Raw genomic sequence first — 23,076 nt, 5'->3', positions numbered from 1 at the left:
CTCTCCCTTGTGTATTATTTCTTTTTTATTGTAAAATCAGTAAGTTTGTCAAAATCAGATTTAAACTCTCGGTCTTGAATAACTCGATATTTTTTAAATTCTTCTTTAGCTAAGTTATCCGCTACTTTCTTTGATATTTTCCCTGCGTTAGATAAGATATCATATTCATTAAACTGCAAAAAACTGTCTAGCCTATAAGACCAATCATCCATCATCATAAGGTTTTTACGTCTTGCTTGGTTTTCAGCATAGTCTAGGAACATGCTTACAATATTATTGAGCTCGGATATTTCTTCTTGTAAAAGATAATTTTTAGCTATAACTACATCTGTACTTATGATTTTGCCGTCAGGTGCGGTTTTCCATGTAGTTAATCCCATATGTGGCTTGTTATGGTCTGCTCGTTCAGCAATAATTTCAGCTGCAGTTTTATTGGTAATAGCCCAATGCAATTTATTTTGAACAGTAGCGTAAAATTGTTTAGCTTCAACACTATCTTTGTCGTAGTCATAGCTGCATTGTGCAAAAATATCTGTAATCTTCTGATAAAACCGACGTTCAGATGCACGTATTTCTTTGATACGGGCTAATAATTCGTCAAAATAATCTTTTCCAAATTGGCGCCCATTTTTTAGCATATCATCGTTAAGTACAAAGCCTTTGACAATATACTCTTTTAAAGTGTTTGTAGCCCACATTCTGAATCTAGTAGCCTCTTTGCTATTTACTCTATATCCCACAGCGATAATGGCATCTAAATTATAGAATACTACCTGGTAGGTTTTTCCATCCTCTGCAGTATGTGCAATTTTTGCACATACTGAATTTTCATCTAACTCTTGATTAGCGAAAATGTTTTTTAGATGTTTGCTTATTACCGTTCTATCGACTCCAAATAGCAATGCGATTTCTTTTTGTGACATCCAGAATGTTTCATCCTTAAATAAAACATTCGTTGTCATATTATCATTATCGGATTGATATAGGATAATTTCACCTTGTGGAGCAATACCATCAGGGAAAAAGAAAAACATATATGCTTCACCTCCTATTATTTATGTTTTAATTTTAGCAGCTCGATATATTCAACTGCTTTCTCCATGTCCTCTTTAGAAATGCCATGAGATGCGGAGAATAATAAACGTGCAGAAGGATGGGTGCGAAGGTATTCAGCGTATTCAGCTGTTTCAGAATCAAGGTAGCAACCTTGTGGAGTATCATCCTTATCCCAACCGATTAACCATTCTGGCTTTACTTCTAATATGGTAGCCAATCTATTAATAAAATCAATAGAAACACTAGCGATTTTACCAGATTCATATCTTTGCATATTACTTTCACTAATACCTAATCTTGCTCCTAAGTCAGCTAATGTTATGCCTTTTTGCTTTCTAATGGCTTTTATTCTTTCTCCTATTTCTTTATTTATTGTATTTCTTTCATCGGTATTCATAATATGCCTCCAAATAAGAATCGCCCTTACAAACATATATTACAATAATCTTGAATAAAATTCAAGAAAAATTATAAAATTTTTATAAAATCTTGCATGTGATGGCTAGCATGTTTTTCTAATAGATTTAGCATGTAATTAGAAACTTGTATAATATGCAAAAAAGTAAGGTGAAAAGATGAAACTAGAAAAACTGAAAGGATTGTTGGTAGAACATAAGAAAACATATGCGGATTTAGCAGAGTTATTAGGTGTTTCTATTATGACTATTAACAGTAAAATGAATGGGAAAATACAGTTTGATGTAGTAGAGGCTACAATGATTAGTGATTATCTTGGATTAGACTGCTCTAGTCGAGTAGATATATTTTACATAATAACTTGCATAATATACAGGTTATAAGTTAGAAAATGTGAAATCAAATCGAAAAAGCAAAAAGCCACCAACAAGCGTTAGTGGCTATTGAAAGGAGGAACTATGAATATAGAAAACAAGTGCATCCCAAAAGAATACAAAGAACTAGCACTAGCAGCTAGACCATTAGTGGAGTGGATAAGAAAAAACGGCACAACGCATACGACGATATTGGTAACAGATACTTTTGTAAATATTTGTAATACCGAAATTGGTGCGCCGATATATGATTGATCATCTAATTTTACGTTGTAGTTTGTGGACTAAATGTTGATGGACAAATCGTCCTTTTGACGAAGCATTTAAAAAGGAGTGGTATAGGCTTTCACTACAGTTGAAGTATTGATATACAGAGCCGTTTTTAAACCGGACTTGAATAATGCCATCCTCATATCCAATGGCGTCTACATTGGAAGACGATACATGTTTCATTTCCATACAGGCACCTCCTTTCAAGACGAGCATACAAATAATAGATTCAAAATATATATGAATATAGACCTGGGCAATAAAAAACTTCCGCACTGATAATACGGAAGTAATTTATCCTATTTGTTTACCAAAAGTTCACTGCATTTGCATTATATTGCCAGTTAAAAAGGCTGTGCACATAAGATTTCTTGCGGAAATCTTAACTATAGAACCTAATCAACTGTTGAAGTCCCCTTCAAACAATATAAGGCAACCTAATTGTTATCAGCAATTAGCTCTATGATGAACCGCTTCACTTAGGGCTGCTAGGACAGCCCAAGAAACGACGCCCTTAGTATCAGCTATAAAGATTAATAAGTAAAACAAATTCCTTTGTCTTCCTCCCTTAATGGATGAATATTATTAATCTAAATAATTGGAACAAGGCATAAACAAAAATTGGGACATAAAAGGCCCTCCTTTCGAATATACCCTAGTATAGGTATCTATTTATATATTAATTTAACTAATCAGTTTAGTCAAATAAACGCTTGATAAAGGAGTGATAAAAATTAAGTTTGGAGATTTTATAAAAATGGAGCGTTGGAGCGTTCAAAACAGGCTCTATAATAAATGTTGGGGTGACACCATTATGGTGTTACTTCCAACATTATTTTTTTGCAAAAAAATAAGCATACTAGACTCACATGCTTTACAATAAAAGTGTCAAAGTCCTAAAGAAAGGATGTGAGCTTATATGCCTACTATTGATTATACTGAATTTTTACATAATGTAAAACAAGAATATATTACAAATAGTTACGAATTGGATGGGACATTTATTTTTGTCATAGAATTACCAGTAACATCACATATTTGCCAAAAGCGCGGGGGAATCACAAAACATATTAAGGATTACCGCATACGTACGGTAAAGTTTGGAAAAGTACAACGTGGGCCATTAATTGGAAAATACAGACAGCGGCGGTATATTTGTCCACATTGTGGTTATTCTTTTGATGAAAATAATCCATTTGTACGAAAACATATGCAACTAAGTGTCACTAATACTAGGATGCTATTTGATAAACTTACTGAAAGTTTAACGTATACAGCTATTGCAAAAGAGTGTGATATATCTATTACTACCGTATTATGCTATTGCTCTATAATTACTATACCTAAGCCCAAGACATTACTTACCGTTATTGGTATTGATGAATTCAAAGGAAATGCAGAAGGCTACCAATACCGAGTTAATTTAACTGATCCAGATACACATGAAATATTAGATATTTTACCAAAACGTGATACGCAAGTATTAATCCGTTATTTTGCAGCATTTAAACATAAGGAGCGCCTACAAGCTAAATTTATTGTAATGGATATATCCATACAGTTTAAACGCATCATGGAGGTGCTATTTCCGCATGCGCATATTATCTGTGTTCGATATCATGTATGTCGCCTTGTAGATTGGGCGGTAGAGCAAGTTAGAAGAAAGCGTGAGCAACATAAACTAGCGGCTTATTCACGCATGTTAAAACAGAATAGACGCGTGCTAATGAAACATCCAGATCATCTAACAGAAGCTGAGCACATTAAACTCTGTGAAATACTACGAATTTCTGATGATTTACGAAAAGCATATGCATTAAAATTATCTTTTAGAAAAATCTTTTCGACCTATGGTATACAAGGAATTGCGGAACATTTAACTCATTGGTTGGAGTTAGTAAAAGCATCTGGATTGAATGAATTTAATAACTTCTTTACATCATTTTCTGCATGGATGAAGTAGTTAACTAATGCTTTCTTACTACCATATTCTAATGGCTATACAGAAGGAACTAATAATAAGATTAAAGTATTAAAACGAATAAGTTATGGACTTCGTCATTTTGGTAGATTTAGAGTATGTATTCTACTTTTGAGCAAAAAGAATGGCACCAACTATACATATGATTGGTGCCAAAGAAGACTTGTAAGGTGAACAACCCAACATTTGACAGAGAGCCTCTGTTTTTATATCTGTATGAGCAGAGTTTTATGGGAGAGAGATATGATTAAAAAATATATTGCTTTAGGGCTGCTTTCACTAGCACTGTCCAGTCAATCTAGTTTCGCTGCATCGGTAGAAATGCCAAATCAAAAGACTAGTGTTACAGTAAAAAGTAATATTAAATCTGAAGATTCTTTAACATCGGAGTTTGTTGAGGTAATTCCTGGAGCTTTTAAAAGTGTTAGGAAGAGTAATTCAAAATATCCAAGAGAGCTTTCAGATGAAGAGATTAAGTTGTTAAAAGCACGAAGTCAGAAACGATCTAAACAACGATTAGTAGACTTACAAAAGTCAGATATGAATGTGGAGTATCAAATTTTTGATCCCCTTTATAATGATCGAGATGAAAAGGCACTCAAACAAATCACACGTTACAATACGTTGGAAACAAATAAGCAAGGTATTGGATATGGTAATCGAGATAAACCATTACGTATCGTAAGCCCTTATATGAGAAAAAATGGACACGGGGAGATTAAATTAACGAATCCCGTTAATATTCCATCGTACAGTACGCGTGCAGAAAAGAGTAAAGCAAGTGAGAAAGAATTTAAAGCTTTTCTAGAAAAGAATAAAGGGAAATCTTATGATCTGTATACGGCTAGAACTAAAGAGGAGATAAAAGAATCAATAGAGGCGTTTTTTAAGCTCATAGAGTTAATTGAGTATCCTATTAATAATCCTAAGGATTATAAGCTAGTTGCTACGATTCCAGGGTTTCCTAAACAAATACCTAGCTTTGTAAAGAATATTCATCTGCATAGTAATCCTCCGTTCTTGCAAGGCGGTTCATATGTACAACTGGCTTTTGGTGGTACACCAGATCAATTGAAGCCTTACATTGATGAGGCACGGATTGATTCTAAAGTTGTCATTTCGAAATCTGATCTATCCAATGTTTATGTAAAAAACTATGTTGATTCAAATATGGAATATGCAGATACTTTGAAAACCTTAATGCCTACATCGATAGTTATTGTAAAAAATACAACAGTACCTATGGGCAAATATGTGCAAAATCTAGTGGATAATCCTATTGAGAAATCTGTTGATGAAATATATGAATTAGAGAATCAAGTGTTGACTGAATTTAATAAGATCAAAATTGATGGTGAAAGTAGCGATGCTAAGTATAAGCGTTATATAGAAACTCGAAAGAGAGTAGAGGCTGAGCGAGATAGATTAAAACCTAAACAGATGGATACGGTAGGTTTAGATAAGAAGGAATATCCTATTTATACTGAGTCGGAGAATCGAAAACTACAGAAACAATATTTACATAGATTCTCTTTTAATGAAGATTCGGTAGAAATACCTGATGATTATGTAATATATTTATTTGATTTTGGTGGTAATTGGAATCATCCATATGCGTTAGGCGCAGCGGTGAGCCCTGAGAAAAATTATATTATTTATTTCTGTCAGCGCGGTTAATTGTAGGTCTAATATTGTAATTAGCTGATTTAATCTCTGTTATAAATGACAATTGTTAAACTAAAAATAAATTATTGACATAAATTATTTTAAAATATAAAATAATTGTAGACATACTGGCGTGTCAAAAAGGGATTAGAGAGTTCAGCCAGACACAATATGATATAGTTCGAGAGATCTATATACAAATTAAGACATGTTACGAGAGAGACGAGAGAAGAGTAACATGTCTTTTTTGTATGCCTAAACGTTGATGATAACTCATTTTTTATTGTATAGATATAGCTTTGTAGACTACGGCTGATAAATAAATATAGTAAAAAATAAATAAAATGTAGATGCTGCCAGAACTTCGTGCAGAAATTGCTGCATTAAAAGCAAGCATGACAAAATAATATAATTAGAGTTATAGACAGTCACCTCCTTATGTATTACAATGTAATACATAAGGAGGTGCTTTGTATGTCAACTATTTCTGTTAGACTTAATGAACAAGAAGAAAATCTGTTTAAAACCTATGCGGAATTTATGGATGAAACATTGTCTACACTATTTAAAAAAGCTTTACTAGAAAAAATTGAAAATGACTTTGATCTAAGAGTAGGCCAAGAAGCTCTAAAAGAATATAAACAGGATCCTGTCACATATTCTGTAGCGGAAATGCGTGCAAAGTATGGTTTATAAGCTAGAGTTTAGTAAACGGTTTGACCGACAATTTTCAAAGTTGGATAAGTCAACACAGCGTTATATTTTTAATTGGTTGATAAAACATTTGGATAATGTAGAAAATCCACGATATTCTGGTAAATCATTGACTGGTAATAAACAAGGATTGTGGCGGTATAGAATTGGCAACTATAGAGTTATTGCTGATATTAGTGATACGAATTGTGTGATTATAGCGGTAGAAGTAGGTCATCGGAAATTTATTTATAAGTAGAGGTCATAATAATGAAATACTTACGTCGTGAATTAAACCAAGTAGAAAAGGAATATCTCAAACAATTTGGTGAAGATTCTTTAAATCGTGTTATCCTTCATGACCCAAATACAAAGGACAAACAAGAGGTTCAAGATACGATTGATATTTTGAAAGAAGCGATAGCAAAAAATAAACCTCTAGAACAAGTGCCAGAGGATATGTGGAATCTTATTGAATTCTAATGTAAAAGACACATTGCAAATCATTGCAATGTGTCTTTTGTATTATAGGGTTATAGATTATACAGTTCTGGTTTACGATCTCTAAATATATTTATTTTGTTGCGAATGTCTTCGACAACGGCAAAATCAATTTCCACAGAAGCGATGCTTTCCTTAGTATCCATTTCTAATAGATTTGTACCCCATGGATCATATACAGCAGAGTGGCCCGTACTTTGAACGCGACCAACCGCACCACAGCCATTTACAGCACATACAAATAGTTGGTTTTCGATGGCCCGTACTTCATTGAGTACTTGCCAGTGTCGTAGGCGCATGGTAGGCCATTGGGCCGGTACAAATAGCAATTCTGTATTTGGTAATGCGGCCATACGCACTAATTCTGGAAAACGGATGTCGTAACAGATGACAGTGCTACAAGGAATGCCATCTAACTCAAAATGTGTGGTATGCGTGCCACCTGCGAAATAGTAATCTTCTTTTGCAGGACTAAATCCATGCACTTTTGAGTATTCTCCGACGAGCTTGCCTTTTCGGTTGTAGATATAGGACGTATTGAATACGACATCATTTTTGGCAACTGCGACGGAACCGCCTACGATATTTACGTTATGCTCTTTCGCAAATGCACTTAATAATGATTTTGTTCGTTCTCCATTTCTATCGGCGATGTTGATTAATTCTTTGGAGGGATAAAATCCTGTATTCCATGTCTCTGGTAATACGATAATATCTGGGCTTTCAGAAAGAGACTGAGTAAGTAGTTCTTGAACACGATTATAGTTATATTCTACGTCATTAACATGGACGTCCATTTGTATAAGGGTAAGGCGTTTTTTCATAGTGAATCCTTTGTTGAATAGTATAGTGTAAGTAATATGTATTATAATTAAAATATTAAAACATTATTGAGTAGATTACAATATAACTCTGCACATAGTAAATAATAGGAATATATAGGTATTAGCAATATGGAATTAAAAGAGGTTATACATTCGCGTACTAGCGTGCGTAGATATAAGGAATCCCCATCGGTTGGCATGGATATAATTAAAGAGTTGGTAGAACTGGGCATGCGTGCGCCATCTCCCAAAAATCGTCAGCCTTGGCAGGTTATACATGTGACAGGGGCGGATAAAGATTTTTTTGTTAATCTTGGCTTTCAGGTGCTTGAACAATATAAAGCGAGAAAAGACCACTTTGGCAGTTTGGAAATTAGTTTAAAAGCGATGCAGACGGCTAGTGATTTATTATTCGTATACAATCCATATGATGATTTACCTGATTACCGAGCTGTTTGGGAAAAAAGCGATTTACAAGCAATAGGTGCCTTTGTGGAACATATTTTACTAGGTGCAAAGGATATGGGCTTAGGTACACTCTGGATGAATGATGTGTTTTTTATGCAGAGTGAAAGTAAAGCTTTTTTGAATATATCTCATGATGTACAAGCAATCATTGCTATCGGTGTTCCTGATGAAGGCATGTATCCGAGACCTCGCAAATCGATTGACGAGGTACTTGTAACACGTTGATTTTTACTATTCTCCTTATAAATGATATAATATAAGTTATTAAATTGTGTCTATATAAAGGGGGACCTATGAAACGATTTTCATTGGTAGTGCTTTTCACAATTGTAATTGCTACAGCGTTAGCAGGATGTGGAATGCTTTCACAGCAAACGACAGAAAATGAAACTAAAACGCCACCTACACAACAGGTTACGATGGTACATCCGTCGGGAGTTCCGGTGCTCATGTATCACAAGATTGGCGATGATAAAGATAATGATGCGGTTATCCGCGAGGATTTATTCCGTCAGCAAATGAAGTTCCTCAAGGATAATGGGTACCATCCGTTGACGATGGATCAATTATACGATTATGTAGTTAATGGTGCAGCGGTACCTGAAAAGCCTGTAGTACTAACCTTTGATGATGGTTATGCAGATACATACTCTATCGTGTATCCATTGATGAAAGAATATGGTTTTGCTGCTACTGTATTTGTTAATCCGGGCGATGTAGGAACGCGGCTTACATGGGAACAGCTAAAAGAAATGAAAGACAATGGTATAACTATTTCTAATCATGGATTCCAACACGTGGAAATGGGCCAACTTTCAAAAGCCGCACAAATGGAAAATATTCAAAAAGCACAACAAGCGTTAGCTGATAAGTTAGGAATTACAGATAACCCTTGGTTCTGTTATCCCTATGGGGACAAAAATAAGGATACAGATGCTGCCACAAAAGACAGTGGTATAAAGATGGCAATGGCTATGAAGTCCGGTTGGGCTCATACAGGGGATAATCCATACAATATTTTACGTGTTTGGGTTGGTAATGCCGTAGACATCAAGCATTTTGAAGAACGAATTAGCACTGAACATTACAGTGATTTATAAGGAGATATACATTGTTTAAAAAGAATTGGGTAAAGTTCATCATTATGGTGTTCTTATTTACCGCAGTCACATCACCATTCGTGGTATTGTTTGGACCATTTAATAATGTAAAACGTGCCGTAATTGGTGCTATCTTACAATCTCGTCATCCTCAATACATTACATGGTTATTCAGCAACGATGAATTGCAATCTATTTTGGGGACAGTAGGCGTTGTAAAGAGTCAAGATTTGTTTAAATTTAATGCTCGCGAAGATAAAGACTTAAAATTGGAAAAAATTGAGTCTTCTCGTTATGTAGGGTACGTGCTTGAAATTCCAGATCCTCGTCGTATCCAAGTTGCGACAGCTGCAAACATTCAAGAAAAAGGGGATACTACAAGTAATATTGCTAAAATGAATGGTGCCGTAGCGGCTATCAATGGCGGTGGCTTTCACGATCCTAATGGTACTGGTACAGGCCGCTTGCCATATGGCTTTATCCTTCACGAAGGGGATTATATTATCGGTAAGGATGTGGGGCCTGATGAATCCGTTGATTTTGTAGGTTTCTCCAAATCTGGTAACCTCATTGCGGGCAACTATGATAAAACTGAATTAGCTGATATGAAAGCTATGGAAGGTATTACCTTTGGGCCACCTCTTATCGTAGATGGTAAGAAGATGATCACCGATGGCGATGGCGGTTGGGGCGTAGGTCCTCGTACGGCCATAGGTCAACGTAAGGATGGTACTGTGTTGTTCGTTGTAATCGACGGTCGTCAACCAGGTTATTCCTTGGGTGCTACCTTGCGTGATGTGCAAGATGTACTTTATGAAAAGGGCGCATACATTGCGGCTAACCTCGATGGTGGCTCTAGCTCTACATTGTATTTAAATGGCAAAGTTGTAAATAAACCAGCCGATTTGTTAGGGGAACGGATGATTCCTACGGCGTTTATCGTGAAATAGGAGGAACAATGAAACCTTTTACGCGTGTACTGAGCGCCTTTGCGGTAGGTATTCTACTGCAAGGAGGGGTGTATCTGTACCTTGATCAATATATGTTTGCACCGACTACAGAATTTAACGTCTCTGGTGCGTCTAAGGATGACACGAAAAACTTCCCTGACGTAAAGGAGGGACGTAAATACGTATCTTATGACCATCAATTTATGGCTGTTGTTACAGATGAATCTCTTCGGATTTATAAGGCTGGTGAAAGCAAGCCTACAACGGTTAGTTTGAAAGGTCGCTCCATTAGCTATTTTGACTGGATGCCAGATCGTAACTACGCAATTATGGGCCTGTATACGGACAACAAGGTTGTTATGGCCCGACTCAATGCAGATGATCCGGAACACGAAGTAGATACAGAACTTGAAGATGTACCAAAGGGAAGTCGCATTGTTGATGCGGCCTATTCCGAAGCGACAAATGTGGTGTACATGAAGGTAAAAGTTCGTGAAGGTGCATACCGGATTTACAGAACTGATGCGAACTATGATACGCGTCGCGTTTACATGCAAGCTACGGACATTGGTCGTATTGCTGTATTCTATGATGAAGATAATTTCTTCTATGATAATGCTAAAACTGGCGACATCTTCATGTTTAATGGTATCGAAGGTGGTTGGCGTGTTATCAATCCACCTGGACGATTCCGTTTGCTTGGTGTAGATACTAGCAAGACCATCTATATCGCTCGTGTCGATGAAGATAATAATGTATTAACTGTATACTCTGGTAAATTAGGCGTAGGATTTAAACCTATTTATAAATATAATAATCCGACTACCTTGTCTGAAGTAACTATGAATGCGGTGAAAGAAATTATTGCCAATGGCAGTGATGATACGACCAAAGTAACAGAAGATAACGATAAATCATCTAAAGACTCTAGCTCTAAGAAAAAGAATTAATATAAAGCCTTTATAATCGCAGGTTATAAAGGCTTTATTTATAAACTTATTTAGTTTTATACGACATAATTCAAGTTGAACTCATATATATTTCGTTATAATCGGTATATGAGTATACGAGATGATGATTTAACGGGCGACGATAATACATGAGAAAGGCGGTTGTCTATGAATATATTGTTTGTACGGCTCAGTTATATTGGTGATATACTGCATGCCACAGCCGCCGCAAGGTGGATAAAGCAACAGTATCCGAATGCAAAATTACATTGGATTGTTACACCTAGCATGGCTGAATTATTAGAACATAATCCCTATGTAGATCATATAATTCCTTGGGAACGGGATGAATATGAGGCTCATTCAAAAAAATTACACCTTCGTACCATGTGGAATATGTGGTGGGATTTACGAAAACGTTTAAAGCCTTATCACTTCGATATAGCTGTTGATGTACAAGGCCGGCTTATTACGGGGCTTGTACTATTGGCATCTGGTGCACCTATACGGTTAGGATTAGGGGGTACTAAAGAACTGAATTGGTTATTTACTAATTACAAATCGAAGAATCGGTCAAAGCATGTTATAGAGCAATATCTTGATGTAGCTAAATTACTGCCAGGTGCATTAAACACAGAGACTATTCCTGTTGAGACTAAGAATATGAATCTAATGGATCTCATTATAACAGCTGATGAGCAACAACGGGCTAAATTCGAAGTGGAAACGGCGTTTGCAGAAAAAGATAGACCATTGATAGGTTTAGTTTTAGGTTCATCATGGCAGACTAAGTCCTGGCCTTATGAAAAGTGGCAACAACTAATAGATTCCCTGTCCTATAGAAGCAATTTTATATGCTTGGGTGGACCAAAAGAAGCACAAGAGTTTGAAGAAATGATGCAATATGTAAAGAAAGAGAATTTGCCAGTTTACAATAAATTAGGTAAGACTACTTTACGTGAAATGGCGGCTCTTCTTGGTGAATGTGAGGTGGTAGTGGCCTGTGATACGGGTGCACTACATATGGCCGTGGCTCTACAACGCCCTGTAATAGCTTTATTTGGCCCTACAAACCCCGCAGAGTGGGGACCTCTGACTGGAACCTATAAAGTGCTACAAAATCATGATATGGAGTGCTTAGGATGCCGTAAACGAAAATGTCCGAAGGGAAAAGCGTACTGTATGTCTGGTATTGATCCAGTTATGGTGAAGGAACATATTATTGAATTATTAGGTGTAAAGAATTAGACTTAAATAAGAGTGATAATATATAAAGTTAGATAGAATACGCATTATGTTGGTCGTCTAACTAGTAGAATAGGAGTATATAATGGCAAAGTTTAAAATTCAAAAAGGCTTATCAGACGCAGAAATGATGAAGCAATGGGGTGGAAATGATAACTTTGAAGAAACTATGATGCAGGCGGAACGCAATGCAGCGAAACCTGTGATTCATCAAAGTCCTAAGCAAACACAAGATGCATTTTATCGTGAATTTTTAACTGAGAAGGTGGAAACGCTTATCGGTAAGATGCTGTTAGACATTAAAATGGAGTATTTTAAAGAGGGCGAAGGGGCATTCTCTATCCAAGTAAAACGAGATGGCAAGAATATTGTTCTTGAAACAGCACCTAAAAAGGTAAAATAAAAAGTATATTTGAAATAGAAAATGTATATTCATGAATGTTAGATTACCTTTATCAGTTATCAAAAAAAGTGATAACAAGATCTGTAAATCAAGATAATTCGTTGTACTACATCAATAAATACTGATATACTTTTGTACATAAATAAAAATTATAACGATATGAGGATTAGTTTGCTTTTACATTCTCATTAACATACTCATTTGGTAATGATTAAAAATGCAAGATAAAATCTAGCATAACGAGAGTTTTTGGTGATTTTTTTTACACTTTTATATCAAAAATGCATGCTTTTTGATGATAAATAAGCATAATATACTTGTTGACAAAGAATTTTAGAAGTAGTCTAATATAAGTATGTTCCAATAATTCCTAGCATATTTTACCTACATAAGTAGGAACTATAGGAATTGTTGATAAATAGGTATGAGATAGTCATTGCGTGTATGTATAAAATTACATCACCTTACTATTTCGAATTGGAGGATTAACATGGCTAAAAAATTAAGAATCTGTGAAACCGTTCTTCGTGACGGTCATCAATCTATTTTGGCAACTCGCATGCGTTACGAACAAATGGAACCAGTGCTTGGCCTTTTAGATGAAATCGGTTATGAAGCTCTTGAATGTTGGGGCGGCGCTACTTATGATAGCTGTCTTCGTTTCTTGAACGAAGATCCATGGGAACGTCTTCGCAAATTAAAAGCTAATGTAAAAAATACACCACTACAAATGTTACTTCGTGGCCAAAACTTGTTGGGCTACAAACATTACTCTGATGATGTAGTGGAAGCATTCTGTAAAGCTGCTGTAAAAAATGGTATCGACCGTATCCGTATTTTCGACGCATTGAACGACCCTCGTAACATGGAAGCTGCTATTAAATATTCCAAAAAAGCAGGCGCACACGTTCAATCCGCTATGGTATACACTATTTCTCCAGTTCATACAACTGAAAGCTTCTTGAAAGTTGCTGAAACTTTGGTTGAAATGGGTACTGATTCTCTTTGCATTAAAGATATGTCCGGTTTGTTAGGACCTGCTGATGCATATGATTTAGTTTCTACTTTCAAAAAACGTTTTGGTGAATTGCCAATCGACTTGCACAGCCATTTCACTTGCGGTCTTGCAAGCACTACATACTGGGAAGCTGCTAAAGCTGGTGTAGATATCATCGATACTGCTATCTCCCCATTCGCTCATGCAACTAGCCAACCAGCTACTGAAACTATGATCGAAATGTTCAAAGGCACTGAATGGGATCTTGGTCTTGACCTTGATAAATATATTCCATTAGTTGATCATTTCCGCAAAGTAAAACAACAAATCGCTGAAGAATTCAACTTGAAACCAGCTAGCGATGTAATCCCAGCTGTTCGTCGTTACCAAATTCCTGGCGGTATGTTGTCCAATACTCAAAACCAATTGAACGAAATGGGTATGGGCGATCGCTTCTTCGACGTAATGGATGAAATGCCACGCGTTCGTGAAGACTTGGGTTACCCTCCATTGGTAACTCCAACATCCCAAATCGTTGGTACAATGGCTATGATGAACGTTATGATGGGCGACCGTTATAAAATGGTTCCTAACGAAGTTAAAGACCTTGTACGCGGTAAATATGGTGCATTGCCTGGTAAAATTTCTGACGAAATTCGTCACACTATCATTGATGATGAAGAACCTATCACTTGCCGTCCAGCAGATCTTATTGAACCTGAATTGGCAGGTTACACTGAAGATTTGAACTCCAAAGGTTACACTGGCATCACTGAAGAAGACGTATTAACATACGCTATGTTCCCAGAAGTTGCAATTAACTTCTTCGAAGCTAACCGTCGTTAATCTTAATATTAACAGCTCTACCTTTTTGGTAGGGCTGTTTTTATGTTTATACGAATTTTATATTTTCTCTTGCTAATCATGAGTAAAATAGCGTACACTATAAGGAGTATCTACTAATTATGATATTGAGGTAATCCTGTGAATTTACAAATTAGAATTTGGATATCCAATGTTGTTCTATTTGTAGTTCCTATATTAATTGCAATTATTCTATTTTTGTTATATTTTTCAGGACTACGCATTTTAGCGAATGCCGGATACTATTTGCGTATCGAGCAAGAACAACAGTTTAAAAGTGTTAGCCGTGTGGCTGAAACTATTACCTTTTATGGTATAGACAATGGTTTAATGGATTCTCTTGTTAAACCAAGCTATAGTTTGTTAGACCCTAATGAGGTGTATGTAGAAATTCTCGATCAGGGAAAGGTTCTGTATTCTTACGGTACACAACAGATTTATAATGAATCTGCTATCGTTGGCTTGATTGATGTAAATCCTGAGTTACAAGGGATTGTCTATCAGTCAAATCATACCTTTGTGTACGAAATGCGTAAGAATGAAGGACGTCATGCATATCTATATCATATAGCTATTAAACGAGCTGTGCATGGTAGTGATAGCTTGATGGAGACCGTTTCGTTCTACATTAGCATTGTTGCATTACTTTTGTTTATAGTTACATTTTTTGCGATCAACCGATTTGTGACGAAGTTCATTATGATTCACGTCCGCAATATGACGGAATCATTACGAGCTGCTAATTACCAAATCGAAATGGAGCAGGAGCAACAAAAAGAATTGCTTGCAGGTATCTCTCATGATATCCGTACTCCATTAACTGCAATTAAGGCCTATGCAGAAGGCGTTCGGGATGGTATCGCGCCAACCGAAGAGCAACAAAAACGCTACATGGGAATCATTTTGAAGCGCGCTAATGATCTAGATTCTATGTTGGAGGAATTGTTCCTTATTACAACATTGAACTATAAAAAGGAATCTAGACCATCAGAGGAAATAGAATTAGGGAAATACGTACAAGGTTTTGTAGAAGATCATATAGAGCATTATAAGTCTAGAGGTCTTGAACTGAGCCAACGTGTTACAGTTAAGGATGCTACTATTATGGCGAATCCGCAGTTATTACAGCGGGTTTTGCAAAATATTTTAAATAATAGTGCAAAATATAAGATGGCAGATATAGGACATAGTGTTATTGATGTCACCGAAGATGAAAGTCATGTGTACTGTGTGGTAAGTGATGATGGCCCTGGGGTTCCGCCAGAGTCACTTGACCGACTTATGCGTCCGTTTTATCGAGTTGATTCGTCCCGCACTAATCCACAGGAGGGGAGTGGACTTGGTCTTTCGATTATTAGACGTATTATGGAAATTTTCGAAGGTCGTGTAGTGATAGAAAATATTAGACCACATGGACTTAGAATTATTTTAGAGTTCCCGAAAAAAGGAGAAAATCATGAGTGAACATATTCTAATAATTGAAGACGATATTGATATTGCTAATATTGAGCGTGATTATTTGATGGTTGCTGGTTATGACGTAACTGTTATGAATAATGGTACTGATGGTATTGAAGCTGCTTTGAATACACCAGTAGATTTAATTATTTTGGACGTTATGTTGCCAGAAATGGACGGCTTTGAAGTGTGTCGCGCCATTCGTGATAAAGTGCGCGTACCAATCGTGATGGTAACTGCACGCCTCGATGATATTGATAAAATTCGTGGCCTTGGTGTAGGTGCTGATGATTACATCGAAAAACCATTCTCTCCATCTGTATTGATTGCAAAAATTAAGGCTATGTTAGCACAATATAAACGACTTACTGAAAAAGATGTCGTTGATACAAATGCTATTCAATCCGGTGATATTCGCCTTGATCCTAAGATGATGAAAGTTTGGGTAAATGATAAAGAAGTTCATCTTAAGAAAAAAGAATTCCAATTATTAGAATTTCTTATGCGTAACCGCGATATCGTATTTTCTAAAGAAGAATTATATTCCCGTGTATGGGGGTTAGATTCGTATGGCGATTATGCAACTGTAGCAGTTCACATCAATCGTTTGCGTGAAGAAATCGAAGAAAATCCATCTGATAGTAAACATATCATTACAGTTTGGGGTGTAGGTTACAAGTTTGTATAAAAAGCATAACTAAATTCACTTTTAGTTCATGGATTGGTGAGCTATTGATGTTATATATGTTTTTAGGAGCTATCTTATAGAGAAATAATCGAAGTTTTATATATTTTTTATATACTATGCTTTATTTTTTAGAGATTTTGTGTATACTATAACTGTAAGGATTATTATGAAGATATACGGAAAAGATACACTTAACTTCTCTCTCTTAATAAGTTCTCTCTCAACTTTTCCGTCTTCATATATAACTCTCTCTCACAGTCCTTACACTCTCAAACTATATGCAAAAGAGGTATTCATTAGTTAATGCTAATGAATACCTCTTTTGTTTTTCTGCCTTTTTACACATTATTTAGAAATGGTAGAAATTGTTGTATTGCAAATCTAAGGAATAAGACCTATAATGAGTGTGCATTAATTGTATGCAATTAAAAATAGGAGACAGTATATGAATATAAAACATTATAAGAAACAGATTATAGCATGTGCTATTGCACTATGCGTAGGTGTAGGAGGAGGTTATTATTTCTTTGGTACACCAGCAGGTACGCAACAGAGTGTTGTGACAAATCAAACTAAGCAAACAAAACCGTTGACTGAAGCTCGTAATACCTATGTTGTACAGGCGGCTAAAAAATCGGGCCCCGCCATAGTGGGTATTACAACACAAGTATTTCAAAAGGATATTTTTAATCGTACCATTTACGCAGGTGAAGGCGTTGGTTCAGGTGTTTTAATAGATAATGAAGGTCATATTGTAACGAATAACCACGTTGTATCCGGTGCTAGCAATGGTGAGGTTACAGTTTCGCTGTCTGATGGTACTACCGTCAAAGGTACTGTTATGGGCACTGATGAACAATCTGATTTAGCTGTCGTAAAGATAGATCCACCTAAAAATATTCAACCTGTTGCTATCGGTGACTCCGATTCTTTACAGGTAGGTGAACCAGCAATTGCCATTGGCAACCCATTAGGGCTTGAATTTAAAGGTTCTGTTACATCTGGTGTAATTAGTGCTTTAGCTCGTACCATTGATGATCAAGGACAACGTTTCCCATTGATTCAAACTGATGCTGCCATTAACCCAGGAAACTCTGGGGGGGCATTGCTAAATGCTGATGGTGAGTTAATTGGCATTAATAGCTCTAAAATTTCTAAAGAGGGTGTAGAAGGAATGGGCTTTGCCATTCCTATTAATTCTGCAAAACCTATTATTGACTCTATCATTAAAAACGGTAAGGTCATTCGCCCATATTTAGGCGTATGGGCTGTAGATCGGCAAACAGCGGCTCGCAATAATGTAAGCTATGAAGGAGAAGGCCTTCTTATTGTGCAATTGGATCCTACCGGTCCTGTGGCTCGAGCTGGTATTGTAGAAGGTGATACGATTGCTCAAATCGATGGTAAGAATGTAAGCACATTAATCGAATTGAAAGAGCAAATTGATGCCAAGAGCCCTGGCGACACTATTTTAGTATCTTATACTCATAATGGTAAAATGAAGAGCACTAAAGTTACATTAGGGAAATCCTCGACTAACTAATAGTTTTAGAAATAGAAAAATTATATATAAAATCCTTTCGACTGATGGAACACTAGATATTATCTGTATTTTCCAGCACGTTGAAAGGATTTTTTGTTTTATAAAATATTTTTTTACAAGGTACCTTGCAATTCGAGGTACCTTGTGTTATTATGTATTTGTCAGTACATGATAGTGACCGTAAGAGAGCTTTCACATTGGCAGGTAGGCACAGCCTAAAGGGAGGAACTATGCAAGTTCAATTAAAAAAAGGTGTTATGGATATGTTGGTGCTAGCATTATTAACACAGCAGGATCGCTATGGATATGAAATTGTAAGCACTATTTCGGAATACATAGAAATTTCTGAAGGAACGATATATCCATTATTTAATAGGCTAAAAAAAGAGAAGTATGTTGAAACCTATTTAAAGGAATCTTCTACAGGGCCTTCTCGGAAATATTATCATATAACAGATACAGGCCGAGAGGCTTATAACGAGATGAGACGAGAATGGAATGAGTTTTCTGGCGTTGTAAATATCCTGTTGAAAGGAGTCGACTATAATGAATAAGAAAAGTTTTTTAGAAGCACTGCGTAATATCTTTAAAAAGGCACGTGTTGCTGATGTTGAAAGTATTATAGAGGTTTATGAAGAACACTTTGCTGTAGGCCATGAAAAAGGCCTTACAGATGATGAAATTATTAAATCCTTGGGGACTCCAGAGGAAATTTATGCATCCTATGTAGATGCTGGAATTATTACAGATACGTTAAATGAGGATGGTAATACAAGTAAATCTGTAAATATGCAAGAAATCTATGCTAGATTTGATGAGTATAAAGAACGCTTATTACCACAACTGCCGGGAATGGCAAAAAAGGCATCGAAGACATTAGTTGCTATTGGCAGTGCGTTAGCCTATATTGTAGGCGTACTTATATTGGTGATTACGCCAGCTATTTTATATTTATTAGGTAGCTCATGGCAACCATTTGAAAATGTAACCGCATTTCCTGCGTTATCTATGATAACTTTAGTTGCACTCGCAGGTGTAGGCCTTTTTGGTGGCCTTACATGTATATTTATCGGTGCTGAACTTCGTGGTGTACGCGAACGTTATTTCAGCAATGTAGATTAAGGAGGACCTATGAGACGAATTATAATTGCTGCCATTCTAACTGTAATCAGTGCTGTAGGGGTAGGTACATCCTTTGCTGTAAATGATTTACCAAATTTTGGTGAATGGATGAAAACCAATGAACAACAGTTTAGAAAACCACATAGACATGATGGTTCTAATATGCATATGGACCAACATATGATGGATGGAAATAATCAAATGATGCCTCAAGATGGTATGGGGCCAAATAATGGTCAACATATGTACCAAAATTGTCAAAACCAAATGATGCCTCAAGATGGTATGGGACGAAATAATGGTCAGTATATGAATCAAAATGGTCAAATGCCTCCACAAGGTCCAGGATCACAACAATCTAATGGTAATGCACCACAACAACAAACTGGTCAAGGTGCACCAGAAACTACACAAAACTAACCATATTTTATGAGTCCTTTTCTCTCATAAAATAATAGAGAACGTGGTCGTGAAAGTGCATTCATGGCCACTGTAGAGCCACACACTCTACGTGATACATTCGTATCAGAATCTCTCTCTTACACACAATAACTACACACAAACAAAAAGAGCTCCTCGGTGAAGGAGCTCTTTTTGTGTTGTTTTATTTAATGTGTTTAGAACCGCGTTCTGTCATAGCTACGCCATCTTTGCAAAGAGGGCATTCTTCAGGTTTGTATGTAGGAACTTCGAGGTTAAGCAATGCTTGTACTTTTTCTTTTGGTACACCGAATTCAGCTTTGCCGCCAGAACGGTTAACGAGAAGACCTACGCCTACGATTTCACCGCCGGATTGGTTAACTACGTTAACAACTTCTTGTACGGAACCGCCTGTAGTTACGATATCTTCTACGATAAGTACGCGTGTACCTGGTTCGATTTTGAATCCACGACGCAATGTCATAACGCCTTTTTCACGTTCTGTAAAGATAGCGCGTGTGCCTAATTCTTTACCGACTTCGTGAGCTAATAAGATACCGCCAGTCATAGGTCCAATAACGAGTTCTACGTTTTGATCACGGAAGCGTTCTGCCAATTCTTTACACAATGTTTCAGTGTACTTTGGATGTTGTAATACGTTGAATTTTTCAACGTACATAGGGCTATGTAGACCAGAAGTCAATAAGAAATGACCTTCTAAAATTGCTTGAGTATCGATAAGTAATTGTTTTACTTCTTGTTCTGACATCATTTGGATACACTCTCCATTTCTTCAATAATTAAACGTACCGCCTCTTGTGGATGTTCAGCCTGCGTAATAGGGCGGCCAATAACAAGGCGAGATGCACCATCCTGTAATGCACTCGATGGTGTAGCAATGCGCTTTTGGTCGTTTGTAGCTGCGAAGGATGGGCGAATACCTGGTGTAACGATAAGGAAATCTGGTCCACAGGCATCGCGAATCATCTTAGCCTCTAAAGCGGAACATACAACACCGTCCATACCGGATTCTTTTGCTAGTTTAGCAAGGCGAATTACTTGGTCTGCAATTGGTAATTGACCGCCAATAGATGTCCAAGATTCGTCATCAAAGCTCGTTAAAACGGTAATAGCCAATAGTTTTGGACGTTCGATGCCTAGTTTTTCAGCGCTTTCACGAGCAGCCTCAGCGGCAGCTTTCATCATTATAGGGCCACCTTGACCATGAATGGTAATTAAATTGGCGCCTAAACGAGTAAGGGAAGATACGCCATGGGCCACCGTATTAGGAATATCATGTAATTTCAAATCGAGAAATACATGTTTGCCGTGCTCTTGCAAGTAGCGAATCGTTTGGTCCCCTTCGGCGTAGAATAATTCCATGCCCACCTTATAGAAACTAACGGAGTCCCCGAGTGAGGACACGATAGATTTCATCGCATCCATTGTGGATACGTCGAGGGCGACGATTAATCTGTCATCTGCCATGTTATAACCTCCATAGTACTTATATATCTAAATAATTTTCACATAGAATAGGGCGTCCTGTCAATGAAAATCCGTTGTGAAAGTCGGCTTAAGAAGTGCTTTTATACATCGATTTTCTTCGCGTTCATGATATAATAAATACAGAAGTGAAGATGATTCCTAATACGAGTTGATATATGTATATCGGACTGATGTATATAATATGTTGTTAATAGCTAAGAAAGGATTACCATGTTAGATTTTGTAGCATTGGATTTTGAAACAGCTAATAAATATAAAAATAGCGCCTGTTCCTTAGCGGTCATTACCGTTGAAAATGGGCAGATTACCAAAAAAGCATATAGTCTTATTAAACCACCGTTTATGTCCTTTGACCCAGAATGTATTGAAATTCATGGAATTGAACCTAAAGAAGTGTTGCATGAAAAGACATTTGATCAACTATGGCCTGCTATCTATGAAAATCATTTGAAGGGAAAAATCATGATTGCCCATAATGCAAAATTCGATATGAATGTATTGCGTGCCACTCTTGATTACTATAAAATTCCTTGGCCAGAACTTGACTATGCGTGTACTGTAAAAATTTCTCGTGCCGTATGGCCCGATTTGGTAAATCACAAATTGAACACAATGGCGGCGTACTTAGGCATAGAATTTAAGCATCATTATGCATTGGATGATGCTGAAACATGCGCCAAGGTTGCTATCGAGGCAGCTCGCTTGAAAGGGGCGAACTCACTACCCGAACTACTTTCAAAAACAGGCGTACCTCTTGAACCATTCATCGATGAAAAAAATAAAGCTGCACAAGCAGAATTACATAAGGAACCAGAACCAGAGCAGATGTCCTTTTTCTAAAGACGTGCTCGGTTACGATGGTAACTAATCCTAATAGAATAATAGATTGTTTTGGAGGTAGTCATGTTAGGTAAAGAACTATTAACCTATGTGGATCATACATTGTTAAGACCCATTGCTACATGGGACGAAATTAAGGTGATTTGTGAAGATGCATTGGCCTATCATACGGCATCAGTTTGCATTCCACCTGATTTTGTGGCATCCGCTCATAATGCATATCCCAATTTGAATGTTTGTACCGTTATTGGGTTTCCTCTAGGCTATCAAACGACAGAATCCAAGGTGGCGGAAGCGAAACAAGCTATTGCAGAAGGTGCATCAGAAGTGGATATGGTCATCAATCTAGGTGATGCGAAACAAGGGGACTTTCATGCTATAACAGAGGAAATCAAGGCTCTTAAATCCGTATGCGGTGATAACATTTTAAAGGTTATCATCGAGGCCTGTTTCTTAACGAATGAAGAAAAGATAGAACTATGCCATTGTGTAACGGAAGGCGGCGCAGATTTTATCAAGACCTCAACTGGATTTGGTAGTGGTGGCGCTACATTAGAAGATGTGCAACTATTTAAGAAGCACATTGGTCCTAATGTACAGATTAAGGCAGCCGGAGGCATTCGTTCCATTTCTGATATGAAGGCTTATATTGTAGAAGGATGTAGCCGTATCGGGGCGAGTGCGGCCGTAGAGCTCCTAAAAGATCATTTGGACGAAGAAGTATAAAGAAAAACCACC

Annotated in this window: 27 protein-coding genes and 1 pseudogene; 22 read left to right on the top strand and 6 right to left on the bottom strand. The window is 36.8% G+C overall.

Going from position 1 to position 23,076, the window contains the following annotated elements:
* Positions 1-14: 14 nt before the first annotated feature.
* Together HMPREF1151_RS03105 and HMPREF1151_RS03100 are read right to left on the bottom strand one after the other, a co-directional pair.
* On the bottom strand, positions 15-1,034 hold the full coding sequence (locus HMPREF1151_RS03105; protein ID WP_009661000.1) for a virulence RhuM family protein: 1,020 nt from the start codon (positions 1,032-1,034) through the stop codon (positions 15-17).
* A gap of 17 nt (positions 1,035-1,051) precedes the next feature.
* Positions 1,052-1,453 carry a helix-turn-helix domain-containing protein gene (locus HMPREF1151_RS03100; protein WP_009660998.1) on the bottom strand — a complete coding sequence of 134 codons (402 nt, stop codon included), beginning with the start codon at positions 1,451-1,453 and terminating at the stop codon, positions 1,052-1,054.
* 178 nt (positions 1,454-1,631) lie between these two features.
* Here HMPREF1151_RS03100 and HMPREF1151_RS03095 point away from each other — a divergent pair, with 178 nt between their 5' ends.
* Both HMPREF1151_RS03095 and HMPREF1151_RS09770 read left to right on the top strand, forming a co-directional pair.
* Entirely contained in the window at positions 1,632-1,856 is a 225-nt protein-coding gene (locus tag HMPREF1151_RS03095) for a helix-turn-helix transcriptional regulator (protein WP_009661029.1), read from the top strand.
* Positions 1,857-1,931: 75 nt separating this feature from the next.
* Positions 1,932-2,102, top strand: a complete 171-nt coding sequence (locus HMPREF1151_RS09770; protein ID WP_009661031.1) for a hypothetical protein — start codon at positions 1,932-1,934, stop codon at positions 2,100-2,102.
* Here HMPREF1151_RS09770 and HMPREF1151_RS03090 read toward each other — a convergent pair whose 3' ends face one another.
* Positions 2,103-2,306, bottom strand: coding sequence for a KTSC domain-containing protein (locus HMPREF1151_RS03090; RefSeq protein ID WP_038141205.1), 204 nt, complete (start codon positions 2,304-2,306; stop codon positions 2,103-2,105).
* Between the two features lie 730 nt (positions 2,307-3,036).
* Between HMPREF1151_RS03090 and HMPREF1151_RS03085 the strand changes: the two are divergent.
* The 5 genes and pseudogenes from HMPREF1151_RS03085 to HMPREF1151_RS03065 all read left to right on the top strand — a co-directional run bounded on the left by HMPREF1151_RS03085 (position 3,037) and on the right by HMPREF1151_RS03065 (position 6,939).
* Positions 3,037-4,272 (top strand): annotated as a pseudogene (locus HMPREF1151_RS03085) (ISL3 family transposase).
* 69 nt (positions 4,273-4,341) lie between these two features.
* Positions 4,342-5,775 carry a hypothetical protein gene (locus HMPREF1151_RS03080; protein ID WP_009661001.1) on the top strand — a complete coding sequence of 478 codons (1,434 nt, stop codon included), beginning with the start codon at positions 4,342-4,344 and terminating at the stop codon, positions 5,773-5,775.
* A 462-nt stretch (positions 5,776-6,237) separates the two neighbouring features.
* Positions 6,238-6,459 carry a type II toxin-antitoxin system RelB family antitoxin gene (gene relB / locus HMPREF1151_RS03075; protein WP_009660989.1) on the top strand — a complete coding sequence of 74 codons (222 nt, stop codon included), beginning with the start codon at positions 6,238-6,240 and terminating at the stop codon, positions 6,457-6,459.
* Positions 6,449-6,715: a type II toxin-antitoxin system RelE/ParE family toxin gene (locus HMPREF1151_RS03070; RefSeq protein ID WP_016475957.1), complete on the top strand. Its 267-nt coding sequence runs from the start codon at positions 6,449-6,451 to the stop codon at positions 6,713-6,715. The genes relB and HMPREF1151_RS03070 overlap by 11 nt, the downstream gene beginning before the upstream one ends.
* Positions 6,716-6,726: 11 nt before the next feature.
* A complete protein-coding gene (locus HMPREF1151_RS03065; RefSeq protein ID WP_009661003.1) occupies positions 6,727-6,939 on the top strand; it encodes a hypothetical protein in 213 nt (70 codons plus the stop codon).
* A gap of 50 nt (positions 6,940-6,989) precedes the next feature.
* Here HMPREF1151_RS03065 and HMPREF1151_RS03060 read toward each other — a convergent pair whose 3' ends face one another.
* The gene (locus tag HMPREF1151_RS03060; protein ID WP_009661017.1) at positions 6,990-7,781 is read right to left on the bottom strand and encodes a carbon-nitrogen family hydrolase; all 792 of its coding nucleotides are present in this window, start codon (positions 7,779-7,781) and stop codon (positions 6,990-6,992) included.
* 129 nt (positions 7,782-7,910) lie between these two features.
* Here HMPREF1151_RS03060 and HMPREF1151_RS03055 point away from each other — a divergent pair, with 129 nt between their 5' ends.
* From HMPREF1151_RS03055 to HMPREF1151_RS02995, 13 genes are all read left to right on the top strand, one after another.
* Complete coding sequence (locus HMPREF1151_RS03055; protein WP_009660994.1) at positions 7,911-8,474, top strand: nitroreductase family protein; 564 nt, start codon at positions 7,911-7,913, stop codon at positions 8,472-8,474.
* 68 nt (positions 8,475-8,542) lie between these two features.
* On the top strand, positions 8,543-9,349 hold the full coding sequence (locus HMPREF1151_RS03050; protein WP_005380216.1) for a polysaccharide deacetylase family protein: 807 nt from the start codon (positions 8,543-8,545) through the stop codon (positions 9,347-9,349).
* Between the two features lie 11 nt (positions 9,350-9,360).
* Positions 9,361-10,299 carry a phosphodiester glycosidase family protein gene (locus HMPREF1151_RS03045; protein ID WP_005377648.1) on the top strand — a complete coding sequence of 313 codons (939 nt, stop codon included), beginning with the start codon at positions 9,361-9,363 and terminating at the stop codon, positions 10,297-10,299.
* An 8-nt stretch (positions 10,300-10,307) separates the two neighbouring features.
* Positions 10,308-11,249 (top strand): hypothetical protein, encoded by a 942-nt coding sequence (locus tag HMPREF1151_RS03040; RefSeq protein ID WP_005377691.1) that lies wholly within the window; start codon positions 10,308-10,310, stop codon positions 11,247-11,249.
* A gap of 168 nt (positions 11,250-11,417) precedes the next feature.
* Positions 11,418-12,497, top strand: a complete 1,080-nt coding sequence (gene waaF / locus HMPREF1151_RS03035) for a lipopolysaccharide heptosyltransferase II (RefSeq protein WP_009661009.1) — start codon at positions 11,418-11,420, stop codon at positions 12,495-12,497.
* 82 nt (positions 12,498-12,579) lie between these two features.
* Positions 12,580-12,897 (top strand): hypothetical protein, encoded by a 318-nt coding sequence (locus tag HMPREF1151_RS03030; protein ID WP_005382186.1) that lies wholly within the window; start codon positions 12,580-12,582, stop codon positions 12,895-12,897.
* 490 nt (positions 12,898-13,387) lie between these two features.
* Positions 13,388-14,740, top strand: a complete 1,353-nt coding sequence (locus tag HMPREF1151_RS03025; protein WP_009661019.1) for a pyruvate carboxylase subunit B — start codon at positions 13,388-13,390, stop codon at positions 14,738-14,740.
* A 138-nt stretch (positions 14,741-14,878) separates the two neighbouring features.
* Entirely contained in the window at positions 14,879-16,222 is a 1,344-nt protein-coding gene (locus HMPREF1151_RS03020; RefSeq protein ID WP_009661024.1) for a cell wall metabolism sensor histidine kinase WalK, read from the top strand.
* Complete coding sequence (locus tag HMPREF1151_RS03015; protein WP_005377711.1) at positions 16,215-16,904, top strand: response regulator transcription factor; 690 nt, start codon at positions 16,215-16,217, stop codon at positions 16,902-16,904. Before HMPREF1151_RS03020 ends, HMPREF1151_RS03015 begins: the two co-directional genes overlap by 8 nt.
* A 445-nt stretch (positions 16,905-17,349) precedes the next feature.
* A complete protein-coding gene (locus HMPREF1151_RS03010; RefSeq protein ID WP_009661016.1) occupies positions 17,350-18,447 on the top strand; it encodes a S1C family serine protease in 1,098 nt (365 codons plus the stop codon).
* Between the two features lie 230 nt (positions 18,448-18,677).
* On the top strand, positions 18,678-19,001 hold the full coding sequence (locus tag HMPREF1151_RS03005) for a PadR family transcriptional regulator (RefSeq protein ID WP_009661027.1): 324 nt from the start codon (positions 18,678-18,680) through the stop codon (positions 18,999-19,001).
* Positions 18,994-19,569, top strand: a complete 576-nt coding sequence (locus HMPREF1151_RS03000; RefSeq protein ID WP_009661008.1) for a DUF1700 domain-containing protein — start codon at positions 18,994-18,996, stop codon at positions 19,567-19,569. The genes HMPREF1151_RS03005 and HMPREF1151_RS03000 overlap by 8 nt, the downstream gene beginning before the upstream one ends.
* 9 nt (positions 19,570-19,578) lie before the next feature.
* Positions 19,579-19,989, top strand: coding sequence for a hypothetical protein (locus tag HMPREF1151_RS02995; protein ID WP_009660985.1), 411 nt, complete (start codon positions 19,579-19,581; stop codon positions 19,987-19,989).
* 184 nt (positions 19,990-20,173) lie between these two features.
* Here the strand turns inward: HMPREF1151_RS02995 and pyrE are convergent, their stop codons facing one another.
* Positions 20,174-20,761 carry an orotate phosphoribosyltransferase gene (gene pyrE / locus HMPREF1151_RS02990; RefSeq protein WP_009661023.1) on the bottom strand — a complete coding sequence of 196 codons (588 nt, stop codon included), beginning with the start codon at positions 20,759-20,761 and terminating at the stop codon, positions 20,174-20,176.
* A complete protein-coding gene (gene pyrF / locus HMPREF1151_RS02985) occupies positions 20,758-21,477 on the bottom strand; it encodes an orotidine-5'-phosphate decarboxylase (protein ID WP_009660971.1) in 720 nt (239 codons plus the stop codon). Before pyrF ends, pyrE begins: the two co-directional genes overlap by 4 nt.
* Before the next feature lie 231 nt (positions 21,478-21,708).
* On the opposite strand from pyrF, the gene HMPREF1151_RS02980 reads away from it, so the two are divergent.
* Together HMPREF1151_RS02980 and deoC are read left to right on the top strand one after the other, a co-directional pair.
* Positions 21,709-22,338, top strand: a complete 630-nt coding sequence (locus tag HMPREF1151_RS02980; RefSeq protein ID WP_009660974.1) for a 3'-5' exonuclease — start codon at positions 21,709-21,711, stop codon at positions 22,336-22,338.
* A gap of 63 nt (positions 22,339-22,401) precedes the next feature.
* Positions 22,402-23,064: a deoxyribose-phosphate aldolase gene (gene deoC, locus HMPREF1151_RS02975; protein WP_009661030.1), complete on the top strand. Its 663-nt coding sequence runs from the start codon at positions 22,402-22,404 to the stop codon at positions 23,062-23,064.
* Positions 23,065-23,076: the final 12 nt, after the last annotated feature.

This window comes from Veillonella sp. ACP1, from assembly GCF_000286635.1.
In the GTDB taxonomy this organism is placed as follows: Bacteria; Bacillota; Negativicutes; order Veillonellales; family Veillonellaceae; genus Veillonella; species Veillonella atypica.
Note: the sequence above shows the minus strand (reverse complement) of the source record. Positions and strands in the feature narration are given on the sequence as shown.

Bases quoted from the DNA above. Each gene is read 5' to 3' on its own strand.
- HMPREF1151_RS03100 (WP_009660998.1), bottom strand. From the start codon at position 1,453: ATGAATACCGATGAAAGAAATACAATAAATAAAGAAATAGGAGAAAGA.
- pyrE (WP_009661023.1), bottom strand. From the start codon at position 20,761: ATGATGTCAGAACAAGAAGTAAAACAATTACTTATCGATACTCAAGCA.
- HMPREF1151_RS03060 (WP_009661017.1), bottom strand. From the start codon at position 7,781: ATGAAAAAACGCCTTACCCTTATACAAATGGACGTCCATGTTAATGAC.
- HMPREF1151_RS03105 (WP_009661000.1), bottom strand. From the start codon at position 1,034: ATGTTTTTCTTTTTCCCTGATGGTATTGCTCCACAAGGTGAAATTATC.
- HMPREF1151_RS03000 (WP_009661008.1), top strand. From the start codon at position 18,994: ATGAATAAGAAAAGTTTTTTAGAAGCACTGCGTAATATCTTTAAAAAG.
- HMPREF1151_RS03055 (WP_009660994.1), top strand. From the start codon at position 7,911: ATGGAATTAAAAGAGGTTATACATTCGCGTACTAGCGTGCGTAGATAT.
- HMPREF1151_RS09770 (WP_009661031.1), top strand. From the start codon at position 1,932: ATGAATATAGAAAACAAGTGCATCCCAAAAGAATACAAAGAACTAGCA.
- HMPREF1151_RS02995 (WP_009660985.1), top strand. From the start codon at position 19,579: ATGAGACGAATTATAATTGCTGCCATTCTAACTGTAATCAGTGCTGTA.
- HMPREF1151_RS03065 (WP_009661003.1), top strand. From the start codon at position 6,727: ATGAAATACTTACGTCGTGAATTAAACCAAGTAGAAAAGGAATATCTC.
- relB (WP_009660989.1), top strand. From the start codon at position 6,238: ATGTCAACTATTTCTGTTAGACTTAATGAACAAGAAGAAAATCTGTTT.
- HMPREF1151_RS03025 (WP_009661019.1), top strand. From the start codon at position 13,388: ATGGCTAAAAAATTAAGAATCTGTGAAACCGTTCTTCGTGACGGTCAT.
- HMPREF1151_RS03090 (WP_038141205.1), bottom strand. From the start codon at position 2,306: ATGGAAATGAAACATGTATCGTCTTCCAATGTAGACGCCATTGGATAT.
- HMPREF1151_RS03050 (WP_005380216.1), top strand. From the start codon at position 8,543: ATGAAACGATTTTCATTGGTAGTGCTTTTCACAATTGTAATTGCTACA.
- HMPREF1151_RS03005 (WP_009661027.1), top strand. From the start codon at position 18,678: ATGCAAGTTCAATTAAAAAAAGGTGTTATGGATATGTTGGTGCTAGCA.
- HMPREF1151_RS03040 (WP_005377691.1), top strand. From the start codon at position 10,308: ATGAAACCTTTTACGCGTGTACTGAGCGCCTTTGCGGTAGGTATTCTA.
- HMPREF1151_RS03015 (WP_005377711.1), top strand. From the start codon at position 16,215: ATGAGTGAACATATTCTAATAATTGAAGACGATATTGATATTGCTAAT.
- deoC (WP_009661030.1), top strand. From the start codon at position 22,402: ATGTTAGGTAAAGAACTATTAACCTATGTGGATCATACATTGTTAAGA.
- HMPREF1151_RS03010 (WP_009661016.1), top strand. From the start codon at position 17,350: ATGAATATAAAACATTATAAGAAACAGATTATAGCATGTGCTATTGCA.
- HMPREF1151_RS03080 (WP_009661001.1), top strand. From the start codon at position 4,342: ATGATTAAAAAATATATTGCTTTAGGGCTGCTTTCACTAGCACTGTCC.
- waaF (WP_009661009.1), top strand. From the start codon at position 11,418: ATGAATATATTGTTTGTACGGCTCAGTTATATTGGTGATATACTGCAT.
- pyrF (WP_009660971.1), bottom strand. From the start codon at position 21,477: ATGGCAGATGACAGATTAATCGTCGCCCTCGACGTATCCACAATGGAT.
- HMPREF1151_RS03095 (WP_009661029.1), top strand. From the start codon at position 1,632: ATGAAACTAGAAAAACTGAAAGGATTGTTGGTAGAACATAAGAAAACA.
- HMPREF1151_RS03030 (WP_005382186.1), top strand. From the start codon at position 12,580: ATGGCAAAGTTTAAAATTCAAAAAGGCTTATCAGACGCAGAAATGATG.
- HMPREF1151_RS02980 (WP_009660974.1), top strand. From the start codon at position 21,709: ATGTTAGATTTTGTAGCATTGGATTTTGAAACAGCTAATAAATATAAA.
- HMPREF1151_RS03070 (WP_016475957.1), top strand. From the start codon at position 6,449: ATGGTTTATAAGCTAGAGTTTAGTAAACGGTTTGACCGACAATTTTCA.